Here is a 15,899-nt window from a genome sequence, read left to right as displayed (position 1 = left end):
CGCACCATTCCACGCAGTCGTTTCGTCCGATTTGTGCCGTTCAACATAAATGGCGTCGTATCGGCCTTTAATCCCGGAATTACGCCCGCGGTGACGCCTACATTGAAAGTGTAGATAACTTTTCAGATTGAATCGATGGGGACTGGCGATGAAGAGGCGTTGGTGGGTTTTAGGTACTGTTGCCGTGATCGGAATCGGCGGCGCACTCACCGATGGCGAAGAGATCGACGATCTCGATGCAGTAGCCGAGAAAACCACCGCTGTTGTTGATGTGACCGAAGAGGCCATCGAAGAGACAACGGAACCCGAGGTCGAGGAGACCACCCCGGAACCTGAGCCGGAGCCAACTCCAGCACCCACCCCTACAACTACGGAACCTCCTGAAGAGACCGTTGTCGCTGCCGAGAACGTTCCCGACGGCGAGCTCGCTATTGATGTTCTCGAAACGCTCGAGGTTAAAGGCCGCGCGCCGAAGACCGGTTACGACCGGGATCAGTTTGGTCAGCGCTGGGCCGACATCAACCGTAACGGGTGCGATACTCGCAACGACATCTTGGACAGGGACCTCACCGGCAAGACTTACAAGCCCGGCACCCGTGACTGTGTCGTTCTCACCGGGACTCTCATCAGCCCGTTCACGGCCGAGACCATTTCCTTCGTACGTGGTGAATCAACTTCCTCCGAAGTACAGATTGACCACGATGTCGCCCTATCCGATGCTTGGCAGAAGGGTGCTCAACAGCTTTCCCTCGATGATCGCGAACGGTTCGCAAACGATCCGCTTAATCTTCTCGCGGTCGACGGCAGTAGCAACGCACAGAAGGGCGACGGCGACGCAGCTACCTGGCTCCCCAAGAACAAGTCGTTCAGGTGCGAGTATGTTGCTCGCCAGGTCTCCGTCAAAGCCAAATACAACCTGTGGGTGACATCCGCAGAAAAAACGGCAATCTCAAATATCCTCGGTAACTGCCCAGGACAGCTCGTCCCCGAACCCTCCGGCATCACGCCCACATTGGATCCCGCAGACATGCAGCAGACAGCCACGACTGAACCATCGGCCCCCGCACCAAAACCCTCAACCGCCCCACCACCGGCAGACGCGCCTGCAGAAGGCGTCTATTACGCCAACTGCAGCGAGGCACGAGCGGCAGGAGCCGCTCCGCTCTACAAGGGTGAACCGGGTTATCGAGAAGGAATGGATGGCGATCTGGACGGCATTGCTTGCGAGTAAATGCATCCACCTTGAACTCGGCACCTATTCGGCGTCATCCTCCTGCGCATTCTCAAACGCCCATTTATTGAAATTGGACCTGAATGACCTTCATTGGCTCATGCGCTTTCCCCGGTCGCCTGCGGTGCGGGAGGCAATAAGTCTGTTGGCAAAATCTTGGTGACCTCGCATAGCCCGTTGAAGTGAGCCTCATCCAAACAGTGCATGAATTCAAACACCGAAGCAATAGCTGATGCAACCTCGTCAGGACTAACCATGATGTCAGTTGATGGCGACTGACTGTGCGAGTAAGCGTGAGCGTATCTCGTAAGTCGAAGTCGAAGCGCATCCGCATCTCCCTGATAGCCCGCTGCTCGCAGTAGGTCGGCCGACTTCTGCATCGCACGATTGAGATTGCCTACCCACTCGGGATGTTTGAAGGCAAGGAAACTCTCGAGGACCCGTCGGATGACATTCGGAAAAAGTAACTGCGCGTCAAGTCGGCGCTCCACGGAGTCGTCTTCAGCAAGCTGACGCCGCGCATCCGCCAGAGCTATGAACGCATGGTGATAGGTCGAGCGAATCATCTTACGTGCTTGCTCTGATGGTGGCCACTTCGCGAGTGCCGGACGTCGCTTCGTCGTACCATCTAGAGTCAGATGCAGTGAGCGAATCTCGTAAAACTCTGCAGAATAGACATCCCTGTACTTGCGGCCATCATCCATCTTGCCACCCTTATGCAGGGCCTCAATCTGGATATCCCATTGGCGGAACAGTTCGAAGTTGTGTGAGAGCAGGAACAACTGAGCAATGTGACCCTTCACGATCGACTCAGTCCAGATATAGGCAGAGATGCCCATGAAGACATCACTATCAAGACTGGATACAGGATCGTCGATGATCACGATGGGTTTCCCCTTGGACGAGTCGAACTTGGCGACTTGCTCGAGGAAATAAATCAGGGTGATGGCGGTTCGCTCACCCAGACTCAGGCCCTGAGCAGGCTGCCCATCACGGGTGACTCGGTAGTGTCGATCCACCAACTCAAACTTAAGCTCGTTACGACCGAGCAGTCGCGTCACCTCGTCAGTGAGAATCTTCGCACTCGGCATCGGGTCACCGTCGACATTTTCGAGCGAGTAGATATCGGAAAGGATTCGATCAATCGTCTTGTCAAGAGCCTCACGTGCAGTCTTGGCTTCGGTCAATTTGGCAGAGTTGTCGCTGACGCTTGACTCCGACGCCTTTAGGTAGTGCAACTCAATTGCCTGTGCTGCTGCCTGGACCAATTGGTCGTGCTGGCTGACACGGTCGTTGTGCTCAGTTCTGAGCTTGAGGATGGCCGTCGCTGAAACTGTTGGTGGCTCCGCAACAACCGGATCCACTGGAGTCAGGACATTGTTTAGCTTCGTTTTGGCTCTTGCCTGCACTTCGGTCGCCCAGGACCTGAGGGCTGTCAGTTCCGCCCGAACCTCGGTGATCGCGTCGTCGTAACGCGGCCGGAGATCCTTGAAGAAGAGACCCTTGCTTGGGAGACCTGCACTCGCAGTGTCTACATACTCAATCACTGCTCGAAGGTCAGTTAGCGCGGAGTCGAGATCCGATTGTAGACGCTGAACAGCATCAGAGAAGTGCTGGTCAATGAGGGTGCGCCGTTCATCAGTAAGCGGAGCGCCACAGAAGATACAGGTCTCGACACCGCCGTGGAGATGCCGCCCTTCATCGACCCAACTCGTCGCATCTGGATGCGCTTCCAACGTATCAAGGATGATCGTCGTTGGAGTGGTAGAAAGCGCAGTTGCCAAACGTTGACTCAGCCCATCAGGCGCCGTGACCGTAAGCAGGTTCTTGGGGATCGCGTCAGACTGGTCGGAGTTAACGATTCCGACATTTTCCTGCAACTTCGAGTCCGAGAGTAGTTCCCAGGCCTTGTGAGATTCTGTGAAGGCGCGACTCACCACACGAGTACTGAAGTTGCTCTTTGAGTGCCATCGACCACCTGCCTTACTTGCGGCATCAACTACCTGCTGGGACACGGTTTTGTACGCAGTATTAATGGCTTCTTCGGCGTCGCGCTCAAGCTTCTCTTGGGCGATGTGTTCCTGACGTTTACTGGCCAGCTCGAGGTTAAGCTTTTCTAGCTGCCGCTCTGCATCGGCGGGTTTCTCCCCGATTGTTAGAATGGCTTCCATATCAGCGTTACCCGCAGTGAAGTTATGGCTACGTGCAACATAGGCTTCGCTGAAGACGAGAATTCGATCAAAGAGATCGTCGTCGCTTCCGTTTGTTGTTCGCAGAACACCCTCATCAATCAACAGGGATAGCCGCTTGAAACCTTCAGCATCCTCCGCGTTTCGCAGTCCATCAAATGCGCCAGCCAGCGAAGTTTTTCCCGTGCCGTTTGGGCCATAGATGACATTAATACGAGCAAAGTCGGGCAACGTCGTATCCCAGCGGTAGTTCTCGAAGAATCCACAGTTCTTCATCCATTTGATTCGCTTCAGCATCAGTTATCACCCACGGAGCTCAGCCCGAAGAACCGCTCAAAGAACGCACCGAGCTTCTGTATCACCAGTTGTTTCTTCTCGCCGTGTCCGCCGTCGGCAGAGAAGCGCGACACCGGCGGTAGCATTTTCGTGATCGCGGTGCCGTTGGTTCGGATATGGCCGTCTCGGAACGCGGTCTCAACGAATGCTCGCGTCTCTTCCGGGCGGAGATTTTCCTCGGCGATGATCATCTCGAGTTCGACTTCGCTCTTCTCAGCGATAAAGGAACGCCATTCCTGGTCGATCTCACCGCGCACGGAGAGCGAATCAACGAAATCCTCGATAAGGTCCTTCTTGTTGCGCAAGGTCGGGCTGGCGTCCACCGCACGAGAGATTTCCCCGCGGATCTCCTTGTCGTCACCATCGCCCCGTTCATCCCGATACTTCTGCACGAGCATGAGGATGTAGTCGACATTGATCTCGACCTGCTTAATCAGCTCGATCTCGAAGACCACGTCATCGTTAATCCGTTCCTTGTCGGCGTCTTTGTCCTGGCGGAACTCTGCGTATAGGTCGAGGTAGACGCTGCGATAGTCCTGACCCTGCCGCTCGGTGAGAATCGCGTTACCGGCGAACTCGTCGAATGAGGTGAGGGTGTTCTGCAGACGCAGAATCACGCCGAATAGAGAAATGAACTCCTTCTGGGACTCCTCGCCAATAATCGGCTGACCCAGCGGGAAGGCACCGAGCAGTTCGGTAACTTTCTCGGCATACTCGCTGTAGTACTCGCCGTACGGTTTGAGAAGCACGATGCCACGAGCATCCTTGTTTCCGAACAACGCAATCGCATCGTTCGTTTCTTTCTCAAGGTCACGGAAGGTGACGATGTTGCCATACGTCTTCACGGAGTTAAGGATGCGGTTCGTGCGTGAGTACGCCTGGATCAGACCGTGCGCACGCAGGTTCTTATCGACGAACAGAGTGTTCAACGTAGTTGCGTCAAAGCCGGTAAGGAACATATTCACGACAATGACAAGATCAATCTCGCGCTGCTTCAACTTCAGCGAGAGATCCTTGTAATAGTTCTGGAACCGGTCGGCAGAGGTATCGAAGGAGGTGCCAAACATGTCGTTGTAGTCCTGGATCGCATCCTCCAGGAACGAGGGAGCATCCACGTTCAGCGCCCCGGTGTCAAAGCCCTCTTCGTCGAGGCCACCGTCTTCGACGGCGTCGTTCGCACCGCAGGAGTAGATGAGACCAATCTTCAAGCGCTTATCGGAAGGCAGGCCCTCCTGCTGAAGCTGGAACTGGTTGTAGTACACGCGCGCAGCCTCGATTGATGCGGTCGTGAATAGTGCGTTGAAACCACGCACGCGCCGCTCCCCGAGCGTGTAGTGCTCGGCACGCTTGGTCTTCTGATCGAAGTGCTCAAGCGTGTACTTCACGATCTCGCTGATCCGCCCCGGCGCAAGGAGCGCCTTCTCGGTGTCAATCGCCAAGACCTGCTTATCAACAACGTTGCCGACCTTGATCGTGTTGACGTAGTCGATCCGGAAAGGAAGCACGTTCTTGTCGGTGATCGCATCAACGATCGTGTACGTGTGCAGCTTCTCCCCAAAGGCCTGCTCGGTGGTTCTTAGCTGAGGGTTCCCGCCACTGCCGGAGTTGGTAGAGAAGATCGGCGTACCGGTGAAACCGAACAGGTTGTAGCGCTTGAACGCCTTCGTGATCGCGGTATGCATCTCGCCGAACTGCGAGCGATGGCACTCATCGAAGATAATCACCACGTGACCGTCGTAGATCGCGTGCCCCCTGTTAGCGGCGATAAAGGTCGAGAGTTTCTGAATCGTCGTGATGATAATCCGCGCACCCGGATCTTCAAGTTGCTTCTTCAACACCGCGGTCGACGTGTTCGAGTTCGCTGCGCCCTTCTCGAACCGGTCGTACTCCCGCATCGTCTGATAGTCGAGATCCTTGCGGTCCACGACAAACAACACCTTGTCCACGCTCGGCAGCTTCGAGGCGAGCTGAGCCGTCTTGAATGACGTCAGGGTCTTACCCGATCCAGTCGTATGCCACACGTACCCGCCCGCGGCAACGGTACCGAGGCTCTTGTAGTTGGTTGAGATATCGATCTTCTGCAGAATCCGCTCGGTCGCCACGATCTGGTAGGGACGCATCACCAGCAGCATTCGATCAGCGGTCAGCACACAATACTTCGTGAGGATATTCAGCAGCGCATGCTTAGCAAAAAACGTCTTCGTAAAGGCTGTCAGATCCTGGATCGGCTTATTCTGCACATCCGCCCACCACGACGTGAACTCAAAAGAATTTGATGTCTTCCGTACCCGCTTCGAGCCTGTCGCCTCACTCAGATGCTGACGGCGCGTAGTGTTCGAGTAGTACTTCGTAAGCGTGCCGTTCGAGATCACGAACAACTGCACATACTCGAACAGTCCAGAGCCCGCCCAGAAACTGTCCCGCTGGTAACGATCAATCTGGTTAAACGCCTCCCGGATATCCACCCCGCGGCGCTTGAGCTCAATATGCACCATGGGCAAACCGTTCACCAGAACCGTGACATCGTAGCGATTCGAACGAGCGGAGCCGCCCTCTCCCTGGCCAATCTCGTACTGGTTGATAACCTGCACGTGATTGTTGTGAATGTTCTGCTTATCGATCAGCCGGATGTTCTTCACCGACCCGTCATCACGCTTCAACAGCTGAACGTGATCCTCCTGGATCCGCACCGTCTTCTCGACAATGCCCTCATTCGCGCCAGCAATTCGTTCCGAAAAGAACTGATCCCACTCAGAGCCAGAGAACGTCACCGAGTTCAATGCTTCAAGCTGGGTGCGGAGGTTCGCGATAAGCTGCGCTTCTGACGTGATCGGAAGATACTCATACGCCTGAGACTGCAACAGCCGGATCAGCTCACGCTCAAGCTCCGCCTCCGACTGATACGACCCAGCACCCGCCACGTCAGGAACGTACTCAGCAACTACCGTGCTCTCAGACGAGACAGCAATCGGATCATACTTACGAGGAGTCAAGCCACTCATGACTCCAACTCCTTAAAAGTAAGCAACTTATCGCGGTAGTGCTCATACTGGCGGCGGCGGGCTTCCAGCTCCGCTTCCAGCTGAGTGAAATAAGCCAATATTCGCACGATCTCCCGCTGCACCTCGAGAGGCGGTACGGGGATTCGCAAAGAATTCAGAACAGTCTGAGTTTGACTCGGGACACCACCCGCTTGGTTCATCCCGCCAAGCTTCATTGTAAGTAGCTGATGATAAAGGAACTTGGGTTCAACCTGGGCTGAGTCGATCTCGGTTCGAAATATGGTGTCAACAACCCAGAAGGGACCTTCGACATAGAAGATGTTGCCGAGAGATCCTTTGCGGGGGATGAGTACCGACGGCCCTTCTGCAGCGGCGGTATCGACGTAGCGCAGGATCCCGCCGCTACCGTAGACAGGTATGTCGCCATCCCCGAGGACCTTGTGGTCTTTCCCGTTCCTTATCCGCAGCACCTCACCCAACATCTTGAACTCAACTCCGTCCGGGCATAGCTCCTGGATCAGTTCATCGATGCGGCTCATGCGAAGAAGTCCTCGTCTATTTCGACGACCTTGTAGGTCTCCTTGACTTGCACGCCCACGCCGTATCGGATCATGAGGCCAGCGAGGCGTTCGCCGTCGATGAGGATGATGCGGGTGGGAACCTTGTTGGCGTACTCGCGCGCACCGGTCGAGAAAACGCTTGTCGTAATGAATACACCGCTATCGGCTTTACCGCTCAATGCGCCCACAAATGCTTGGAGGTCGGGACGGCCCACGGTATTCCCAGTGGCGTACCGCTTCGCCTGAATATAGACGCGATTCAGACCGAGAATATCTTGATCAATCACTCCATCAATACCGCCATCATTACTGAACTGGGTGACGCTGCCCGTGCCGCTCGTTCCGCCGTATCCCATCGCAAGCAAAAGGTCGACAACAGCCTGTTCGAAGAATCCAGGCTCCTTCCCTTGTAGTCGATCTAAGAGCTCGGCGGCAATTTCTTCGTTAATACGGTCGATCCCGTTCTGCACCTGCTCGATTGGTGTCAGCGCCGCAGCATCGACCTTCTCGAGCTCAGTAGCCTGAACAGGTTTATCGCGCGTCACCGTTGATTGGTAAATCCTGATCGGTGACGTGGGATCTTCACCGAGTTGCCTAATGTCTTTCTCACGCGCACCGTTTGGGAACAGGTCGAGAAGCGTTCGACCTGCGTCAGTGAATTGGTAATGGCCACGAGAGGGTCGAGTCAGTGCTCCGACGTTCGTGAGGAAAGAAATTCCCCAACCAATGCGATTCTCATACCTCAAGTCGCCAGAAGACAGCTGCTCAGCCCTCTGCTCATCTGTCAATCCCACCTCATCCGCTACAAGCGGTTGGAACTCACGCCGGTGGCGGATTACCCCGTCGCTCAGTACGCGAAGCGTGGGGATCATGAACCCTTCCCAGTTCGGCATTTCATTCATCAGTAGCCCCCTCCAGGTCGGCAACAATCTCGTCGATCGAGATTCGGAGTTCAGCTTGACGGGCGACGATGCGCGCGATCTCGGCGTTCAGCTTGGTGATGTCGATGACTTCGCGAGTATCTTCTTGTTCGACGTAGGAGGAAACCGCGATGTTGTAAGCATTCGCGGCGATGTCTTCGTTCGCCACGAGTTTGGCAACATAGTCGACGCTTTCTCTTGTGGTAAAGGTGTCGAGGATATGCTGCTGGTTGGCTTCGGTCAGCCTGTTCTTATTGCCGGCGCGCGTGAACTGGCTCGATGCATCGATAAAGAGTACCGAGTTGTCGGTCTTGGATTTCTTGAGCACGATGACGCAGGTTGCGATCGTGGTGCCAAAGAACAGATCCGGCGGGAGCTGAATGACGGCATCGACGTAGTTGTTGTCGATCAGGTACTTGCGGATCTTCTGCTCCGCGCCGCCACGGTAGAGCACGCCGGGGAACTCGACGATAGCCGCGGTGCCGTTGACGGCGAGCCACGAGAGGATATGCATGGTAAACGCGAGGTCGGCTTTCGACTTCGGAGCCAGCACACCCGCAGGAGCAAAACGCGGGTCGTTGATCAGGAGCGGATTGGCGTCGCCATCCCACTTGATCGAGTACGGCGGGTTCGAGACGATCGCCTCGAACGGCTCGTCATCCCAGTGCGCCGGGTCGGTGAGAGTGTCGCCGTGCGCGATGTCGAAGTTCTCGTAGTTCACATCGTGCAGGTACATGTTGATCCGGGCGAGGTTGTAGGTCGTCAGGTTGATCTCCTGACCATAGAAACCCTGCCGCACGTTCTCTTTACCGAGTACTTTCGCGAACTTCAGCAACAGCGACCCAGAACCGACAGCCGGGTCGTACACCTTGTTCACCTGAGTCTTACCCACGACGGTGATTCGGGCAAGAAGCTCCGAGACTTCCTGCGGCGTGTAGTACTCGCCGCCAGATTTACCCGCGCTGGAGGCATACATCTGCATGAGGTACTCGTATGCGTCACCGAACAGGTCGATCGAGTTGTCCTCAAAGTTCCCCAGCGGCAGATCGCCAATCGCATTCAGCAGCCTGACGAGTTTCTCGTTTCGCTTGGCAACCGTATTACCAAGCTTGGGACTATTGACATCGAGATCGTCAAATAGGCCCTTCAGGTCATCCTCAGCGTCGGTGCCAACCGCGGAGCCTTCAATGTTTTTGAAGACTCGAGCAAGAGTCTCGTTGAGGTTCACGTCGTTCGCGGCGCGCCCCCTCACATTCTGGAACAGCTCGGACGGGAGGATATAGAAACCTTTCTCCTCAACCGTCTCCCTGCGACCAAACTCGGCCTGCGCGTCCTCGAGTAGGGCGTAGTCAAAATTCGGGTCGCCAGCCTTCCGTTCACCGGCGTTGATGTAAGCGGTGAGATTCTCAGAGATGAACCGATAGAACAGCATCCCAAGCACGTAGGACTTAAAGTCCCAGCCGTCCACAGAGCCGCGCAGGTCATTCGCGATGCGCCAGATGGTCTTGTGCAACTCCGTACGCTGTGCTTCTTTGGTGGTCGGTACCATGTAGTTCGTCTCCTGCGCCCAGGGCGCGTCTTAAGCAATGGTTGCGAGTCATCCTTACCGTAGCACCGGGGACTGACATGTCTGGTGACTTTCTGGTATGACCGCAATCAGCGATTCAGCCAGGACCATATGTCATGCCGGCTGGTCACTGAGTACTATCCGCAATTATCTCATCTTCGGCAGATTACAGGCAGCTCCATTCACAGTGGCCAGGCATCCCAGGTCCGCCCAAAACCGTTGACAAGCCTGCCGTAAACGCCACGCAGCGTAAGGAACAGAGTATCGGGAGTATCAAGTTAAATTCGGCTGCACGGGTTGACAGCGTGGGGACGAGCAAAGGAGCTTGCCCCCTCAAACTTCCAGATACTGGGGCTCTGCCTGGACGTGCTATCCGATGATTTCATTGCTCTTGTTGATGGTTCGACCAAGAGCATCATGGTGGACCTCGGGGATACGTGTTGGACTCTTTGGCCTGCGCAAGCGCCCACTTATCGGGCCTCCCGACCTGGCCAACACCTACCGTGAGCCTAGCGCCGGGGCCTTCAACAGCCTCCCCCAGGCCCGTAAACGCCCACCGGAGCAGGTGACCTCGAAGGATGTCACCGGGAAGGCAGGTCGAGCATGATTCAGGTCGGGTGGATCGAGGATGAGGAACTCGGGTTTGCCGCTCTGGTGATACACGATGAAGAGAGCGGGGACTCACAGCGGCCGCTGTCGTCAAGTGACCAGGACCGGGAACTTGGCCAAAATACCTACTGCCTGGTGCGTGGAGGCGCCACCTACTACGGAGGAGTCTCGAGCTACTCCTTTGCCGGCACAACTCTCTCGTTATCAATAACGTCAGAGGCGGCCGACATTCTTCATCTGCCGACCCCTCTAGAGATTGACCTTGGCGTGCCTGGGGCCGCGCTCGCCCGAGAGCACCTTCCCACATTGCTCGCCTGACCGCCTCGTGGCAGGGCCTTCTACCCCAGACCGGGAGACTACGGCTGTCAAACGACGAGGATGAGCGGAGCGCGTGTCAGCCGTGAGTCGTTTCAGGTTGTGTCTTGACTGTCGCATCCAGAATCGGGCCGCTTTCGGCGCCCGCCCATATGAACATGCGGCTGAACACCGTGGGAATGAAAGTGATTGGTGGAGCTACGGGGATTCGAACCCCGGACCTTCTCATTGCGAACGAGACGCGCTACCAACTGCGCCATAGCCCCCAGCTACCGATCAATAATATCAGGCCCCACATCCTCTTCTAAGGAGTGGGGCCAGTCTCGTTCGTCACTTATGGGGAACCTATGCGTGACGGCGGGCTTCGATGACGTCATCGAAGTTGAAGCTTGCGATAACAGGAGCAGCATCTGCCGACTGAGCGGAGGTAGCGCTCGTGAACTTCTCACCGAGCTGGGTGGGACGGTATGGGACAGCAGCCACCGGGGCTTCTTCGGGCTCAAACGGCTTCACGGTACGGCGTGCGAACGTCGGCTTCGGCGTGTAGGACGGCATAACCGATTCACGCTTCGGAGCCGGCTTCGGCTTCTCCTGGACGGGAGCGGCCTGGGCTGTTTCCGGTGCGGAGGCGACCGACGGTGCGGATACGGAATCATTGGCGGAAAGGCCAGTCTGCGCGGATGCCACTGACTCGGCCGACGCTGCGGAAGCAGCCGACGCTCGGCGAGCTTCCTGGACTCGGCGCGGTGCGCGCTTCGAAGAGGCGGGCTTGCCCTTGCGGTCCTGTGCGCGAGCCGTGGCCGAAAGCTTCTCGAGCTTGGCGTCGAGCTTCGCGATCTGAATCTGGTCCTGGTGGTTGAGTTCGCGTGCGTCGATCAGCATCTTCCCGTAGAGGCCGGCACCGATCGCGGTGAGGACCGTGGGTACGATGCCGAGGACGATCGTCAGGCTGGTTGCCGCGACAGCAATCCAGGCTATAAGGGAGACGAGCACGGCGGCACCGAGGCCCATGCCCAGTGCTTTCATGCGGGCGGTGCGCTGGGATACCCGGGCGCGTGCTCGGGCACGGCTGGCCGCGAGCGTACGCAGATTGGTTGGATCAACCCGTCGCTTGGCGCTCATTCTCGACTCCACTCTCGGAAGGATAGTTCCGTGATTCACTGATCGCGATGACGACCAGCGGTCCACGGAGTTAACGACGCGAAGATTCTCGGATTCGCTCTCGGCAATGGGGGTGGCGAGTGCGACTCGCGTCCTCCAGGAGAGTGCCGGGTACACGACAGCCACCAAAACGATAACTGCCGCGAACAGAGCGTATCCCTGAATCTCCACAACTTAAACCTAAAGCGTCTTGACCACATATATGGACAGGACCAGCGGAGTGTTGCCCAAACTCACAGGGAAATTTGAGGTATATGAGTCAGTCGAGGATGAGACAGCTCAGTTCGTCACCCACGGCGATAGATTCTGTCTCCGGCGGAATGACCGCGAGCGCGTTGGCACGCACCAGTCCGTAGAGTAATTCTGCGCCCGGAAGCCCGGTGGGTTCGAAGCGATAGCCCTCGGAGGGCCTGCCGGTAACGCGTACCGGAACGTACTCTTCCAGGCCAGCTTTCGAGGACCATGCCCTGACCGCTTCGGCTTTGATCGTCCTGCGGTTCGTGGTCGTATGCCCGACTGCTTTGCGGAGGGCCGGCCGGATGAAGAGTTCGTAGCCAAGAAGAGCAGCAACGGGGTTACCGGGAAGGCAGTAGATGGGAACCGATACGTCGGTCCCTTCGAGTTCGATCCGGCCAACTCCGTACTGGTGAACCGGGGTCATGGCAACCCTGTCGAACCGGACGGTCCCAAGCCCGCCGACTACGTCCTTAACCGTGTCCCCTCCCCCGAAAGAGAGGCCGCCGGTCGTGATGATGACATCGGATCGAACAAGCTGGTCCTGAAGAGCGTCCCGCAGTTCCTTCTGCCTGTCGGGCACCCTGGGTACGCGGAAAACGATGGCGCCAAGTTCGGAGATGGCGGTGGCGAGGCCGTGGGAGTTCGCATCGTAGTACGTGCCGGGATGGCCGGACCTGCCCGGTTCGACAAGATCGTCACCGATGGAAAGGATGGCTACTCGGGGAGCCGGCTTAACCGAAACGGTGCCGAGACCCGCTGCGGCAAGAATGGCGATTTGTCGCGCCCCGATCCGGGTGCCCTTTTCCAGGGCAACAAGACCAGCCTCAAAGTCCTCAGCCTCGTACCGGAGGTTATCCCCGGGCTCGACCGACTGATTGATATTGACGCGAGCTCGCCCACCGTCGGTGGCTTCGATCGGCACAACAGCGTCAGCACCCCTGGGCAGGGTTGCTCCGGAGGAGATGCGGATGGCGGAGCGCGGTGGCAACACGTCGATGCTGTCCGTGCCAGCAAGGATCTCTCCGACAACGGCAAGGCCAACCGGTGCTTGTGGTGAAGCACTGGCTGTTTCGGCAGAGTGGACGGCGTAGCCGTCCCGCGCCGCGGAATCTGCCGGTGGAAGGCTGACTGTCGCAATCGCATCTCGAGCGAGGACGGATCCCACCGAGTCCGCGAGGGGCACGTCGAGGGCGGGGATGTCGGTGAGGACCGCAAGGCAATCCTCGATATGAGTTGACACTGGTTTCACTACTGCCTCCTGACACCAAGCGTAGTCGGTCCACACCTTCCGACGCGCGTAAGTTACCAGCGCAATTACTCGCCTGAGCATGTGAAAAGTGAGATAATTGGGCCATGACCACTTACGAAGTGGCACTGCCCGATGTTTCTGACTTCGACATTGTCGATGCCAAGCAGATGATCCGTAGCGTTCTCCGTGATCGCCGGTCAAAGTTGACCGCGAAAGATCTCAGCAAGTATGCCCCCGCATTTGCGGAGACCATTACCGAGTTCGTGGCAGATGCCAAGACCATTGCGATGTACGTGTCCGTCAAGAACGAGCCCGATACCTATCTGGCTCTCGATACTCTCAGCGAACTCGGTGTTCGCATCCTGCTCCCCAAGCTCGGGCCGGGCCTCAACCGGATGTGGGCCGAGTACGAGTGCGACGACCTGGTGAGCGAAGCTCCCGGTCGCCCGCCCTCACCGAAGGGCGATCCCCTCCCTGCCGAAGTCATCGAAGAAGCCGATGTCATCATCGTCCCGGCCCTCGCCGTCAACCAGTCAGGTACCCGGCTCGGCCAGGGTGGCGGTTGGTACGACCGGATGCTGAAGCAGAACGTCACCGACAAGGTGGGTGCACTGATCTACCCGTGGGAGTTTGTGTCAAACTCTCTCCCCTATGACGAACAGGATGTCCGCGTCCCTTGGGTTCTCCAACCCGGGACGATCACCAAGGTAGAAGACAACTGACTTGCCACTACTCTCGAAGGCGGAGCTCCCTAAATGAGAACCGCAAGAGGGATTCAGGGCCGGACTCAAAAGGGTCCGGCCTACTGCTTTTCCGGGGCATCCAGTGTCATCCCTGCCACGACCCGGGTTGGGAGCCCTCGCAGTGGAGTACGATAACTTTTCGTAGATCCCTGTCCAACGGAGTAAATCACGTGCCCACTTATTCGTACCGCTGCAAGTCATGCGGAAACGCGTTCGATATCCACCAGTCTTTCACTGACGATCCGCTGACCGTCTGCGAGGCCTGCGGCGGAGAGCTCAGGAAGCTCTTCAACTCCGTTGGCGTTGTTTTCAAGGGGTCAGGCTTCTACCGCAACGACTCCCGATCAAAGTCAAACGGCCTCACCGCCACCGATCCGAAGAGCTCCGACTCTGCGCCTGCTAGCTCAACCAGCACCAGCTCTTCCACCGAGTCATCCAAGTCATCGGCTTCGTCCGGTGGTTCGTCGGCCAGCACGGCCGCCGCTAAGGCCTAGCTCTCAGCCGGTAGCACCAATTCCATCTCTGGTTAGCCGATGGCTACCTGGATATTTCTAAAGTGGCCCGCCTCTACCGGCGGGTCACTTTGTCTCTGCACCCACTGCTCTCGTGACGCCTCCTCGGGTACCTACCTCCGCTTCCACAGGTAACCGCCTCACCCCTCCGATCCACAGGGACACGTGCACGGAGGCGGCAAGCACCGATCACGTCCTTACCATCTGGTTATGTCTTCCAGACCTCCGATGCGAGCGGTACTGTGGCGGTGGCGCAGGCTTCTTACCGCCGCTATTCTTGCACTCTGCCTCGCACTTGTTGTTTCCGCTATTGGATCTTCCGGCCGGGTTCTTCCAACGGAGCTTCTTGTGGCCTCAAGCGATCTACCAGCAGGGCATCGTCTTACCGAGGACGATGTAAGGAAGGTTCCGGCCCCTGCCGGAGTTGTTCCAGAAGATCAGGCGATCGACATGGCATCGGGCCAGCGTCTTGCAATCTCGCTTCCCGAGGGCACGCCAATCACCCAGTCGATGCTGATTGGCCCAACCCTCGTTGATGGTCTTCCCGAAGGAACCGTTATCGTTCCTGTCTACCTCTCAACACCGGCCGAGCTAACACCGGCGGGTTCAAAGGTAGACCTGTGGTCTTCCGATGAGACCGGCACAGCGATCCTGGCCGCGACAGACGCAACAATCCTGGCATTCTCCGAGGTCGACGCATCGTCGGGATTCCTGTCAACCGGTGATAATCTCACATACGCCTATGTTGCGATCGACGCGGAGCAGGCTACATTAGTCCTTGGCATTAGTGCACGGACGCCTCTGCTGGCAGTCCTGCACAGTTGAGTCGTCCTTTTACGAAAGGACTATCCCATGATCCAGGGATTTAAAGAATTTATCTCCCGAGGCAATGCCATCGACCTTGCTGTTGGCATGGTTATCGGCGCAGCCTTCACCGCTGTTGTGACCGCTCTCGTTGAGCAGGTCATTAACCCGCTGATCGGCGGCATCTTCGGTGAACCCAATTTCGATGATGTTGCCGCGTTTACGATCGGGGATGCAACGGTGAAGCCCGGCGCTGTTATCACCGCCCTTGTTAGCTTCCTCCTGGTTGCTCTCGCCCTCTACTTCTTCATCATCATCCCGATGAACAAGCTTGCTGAGCGCCGCAATGCTGGTGTTGAGGAAGCGCCGGCAGCGGACGCCGATGACGTTGCTGTCCTCAAGGAGATCCGCGACCTCCTGATCGTTCAGAACGCTGACGGTGGCGAGGGCCAGAACCGCTAGTC

Annotated in this window: 13 protein-coding genes, 1 tRNA gene and 1 pseudogene; 6 read left to right on the top strand and 9 right to left on the bottom strand. The window is 57.1% G+C overall.

Annotated features, from left to right (window positions below):
* The first annotated feature begins 148 nt into the window (after positions 1–148).
* On the top strand, positions 149–1,231 hold the full coding sequence (locus EJ997_RS11275; RefSeq protein WP_126704638.1) for a GmrSD restriction endonuclease domain-containing protein: 1,083 nt from the start codon (positions 149–151) through the stop codon (positions 1,229–1,231).
* A 98-nt stretch (positions 1,232–1,329) separates the two neighbouring features.
* Here the strand turns inward: EJ997_RS11275 and EJ997_RS11270 are convergent, their stop codons facing one another.
* The 6 genes and pseudogenes from EJ997_RS11270 to EJ997_RS11250 form a co-directional block, all read right to left on the bottom strand.
* Complete coding sequence (locus tag EJ997_RS11270; RefSeq protein WP_126704637.1) at positions 1,330–3,717, bottom strand: AAA family ATPase; 2,388 nt, start codon at positions 3,715–3,717, stop codon at positions 1,330–1,332.
* Positions 3,717–6,758 carry a type I restriction endonuclease subunit R gene (locus tag EJ997_RS11265; protein WP_126704636.1) on the bottom strand — a complete coding sequence of 1,014 codons (3,042 nt, stop codon included), beginning with the start codon at positions 6,756–6,758 and terminating at the stop codon, positions 3,717–3,719. Before EJ997_RS11265 ends, EJ997_RS11270 begins: the two co-directional genes overlap by 1 nt.
* On the bottom strand, positions 6,755–7,297 hold the full coding sequence (locus EJ997_RS11260) for a restriction endonuclease subunit S (RefSeq protein WP_126704635.1): 543 nt from the start codon (positions 7,295–7,297) through the stop codon (positions 6,755–6,757). Before EJ997_RS11260 ends, EJ997_RS11265 begins: the two co-directional genes overlap by 4 nt.
* Complete coding sequence (locus tag EJ997_RS13605; RefSeq protein ID WP_228201498.1) at positions 7,294–7,863, bottom strand: restriction endonuclease; 570 nt, start codon at positions 7,861–7,863, stop codon at positions 7,294–7,296. Before EJ997_RS13605 ends, EJ997_RS11260 begins: the two co-directional genes overlap by 4 nt.
* A 99-nt stretch (positions 7,864–7,962) precedes the next feature.
* Positions 7,963–8,190 (bottom strand): annotated as a pseudogene (locus EJ997_RS14135) (winged helix-turn-helix domain-containing protein); the annotation flags it as partial.
* A 22-nt stretch (positions 8,191–8,212) separates the two neighbouring features.
* The gene (locus tag EJ997_RS11250) at positions 8,213–9,787 is read right to left on the bottom strand and encodes a type I restriction-modification system subunit M (protein ID WP_126704633.1); all 1,575 of its coding nucleotides are present in this window, start codon (positions 9,785–9,787) and stop codon (positions 8,213–8,215) included.
* A gap of 621 nt (positions 9,788–10,408) precedes the next feature.
* Between EJ997_RS11250 and EJ997_RS11245 the strand changes: the two genes are divergently transcribed.
* A complete protein-coding gene (locus EJ997_RS11245) occupies positions 10,409–10,732 on the top strand; it encodes an Imm10 family immunity protein (RefSeq protein WP_126704632.1) in 324 nt (107 codons plus the stop codon).
* Positions 10,733–10,919: 187 nt separating this feature from the next.
* Here EJ997_RS11245 and EJ997_RS11240 read toward each other — a convergent pair.
* The 3 genes from EJ997_RS11240 to EJ997_RS11230 form a co-directional block, all read right to left on the bottom strand.
* Positions 10,920–10,995: transfer RNA gene (locus EJ997_RS11240), tRNA-Ala, on the bottom strand.
* A 79-nt stretch (positions 10,996–11,074) separates the two neighbouring features.
* Positions 11,075–12,061, bottom strand: a complete 987-nt coding sequence (locus EJ997_RS11235; RefSeq protein WP_126704631.1) for a hypothetical protein — start codon at positions 12,059–12,061, stop codon at positions 11,075–11,077.
* An 88-nt stretch (positions 12,062–12,149) separates the two neighbouring features.
* Positions 12,150–13,367 (bottom strand): molybdopterin molybdotransferase MoeA, encoded by a 1,218-nt coding sequence (locus EJ997_RS11230; RefSeq protein WP_228201496.1) that lies wholly within the window; start codon positions 13,365–13,367, stop codon positions 12,150–12,152.
* A 113-nt stretch (positions 13,368–13,480) separates the two neighbouring features.
* Here EJ997_RS11230 and EJ997_RS11225 point away from each other — a divergent pair, with 113 nt between their 5' ends.
* From EJ997_RS11225 to mscL, 4 genes are all read left to right on the top strand, one after another.
* Complete coding sequence (locus EJ997_RS11225) at positions 13,481–14,098, top strand: 5-formyltetrahydrofolate cyclo-ligase (RefSeq protein ID WP_126704629.1); 618 nt, start codon at positions 13,481–13,483, stop codon at positions 14,096–14,098.
* Between the two features lie 191 nt (positions 14,099–14,289).
* Positions 14,290–14,613 carry an FmdB family zinc ribbon protein gene (locus tag EJ997_RS11220; protein ID WP_126704628.1) on the top strand — a complete coding sequence of 108 codons (324 nt, stop codon included), beginning with the start codon at positions 14,290–14,292 and terminating at the stop codon, positions 14,611–14,613.
* Between the two features lie 228 nt (positions 14,614–14,841).
* Positions 14,842–15,456 carry an SAF domain-containing protein gene (locus EJ997_RS11215; protein ID WP_126704627.1) on the top strand — a complete coding sequence of 205 codons (615 nt, stop codon included), beginning with the start codon at positions 14,842–14,844 and terminating at the stop codon, positions 15,454–15,456.
* A 27-nt stretch (positions 15,457–15,483) separates the two neighbouring features.
* Positions 15,484–15,897 carry a large conductance mechanosensitive channel protein MscL gene (mscL, locus tag EJ997_RS11210; RefSeq protein WP_126704626.1) on the top strand — a complete coding sequence of 138 codons (414 nt, stop codon included), beginning with the start codon at positions 15,484–15,486 and terminating at the stop codon, positions 15,895–15,897.
* Positions 15,898–15,899: the final 2 nt, after the last annotated feature.

This window comes from Flaviflexus ciconiae (assembly GCF_003971195.1).
Taxonomy (GTDB): domain Bacteria; phylum Actinomycetota; class Actinomycetes; order Actinomycetales; family Actinomycetaceae; genus Flaviflexus; species Flaviflexus ciconiae.
This window is presented reverse-complemented; position numbering and strand designations above follow the sequence as displayed.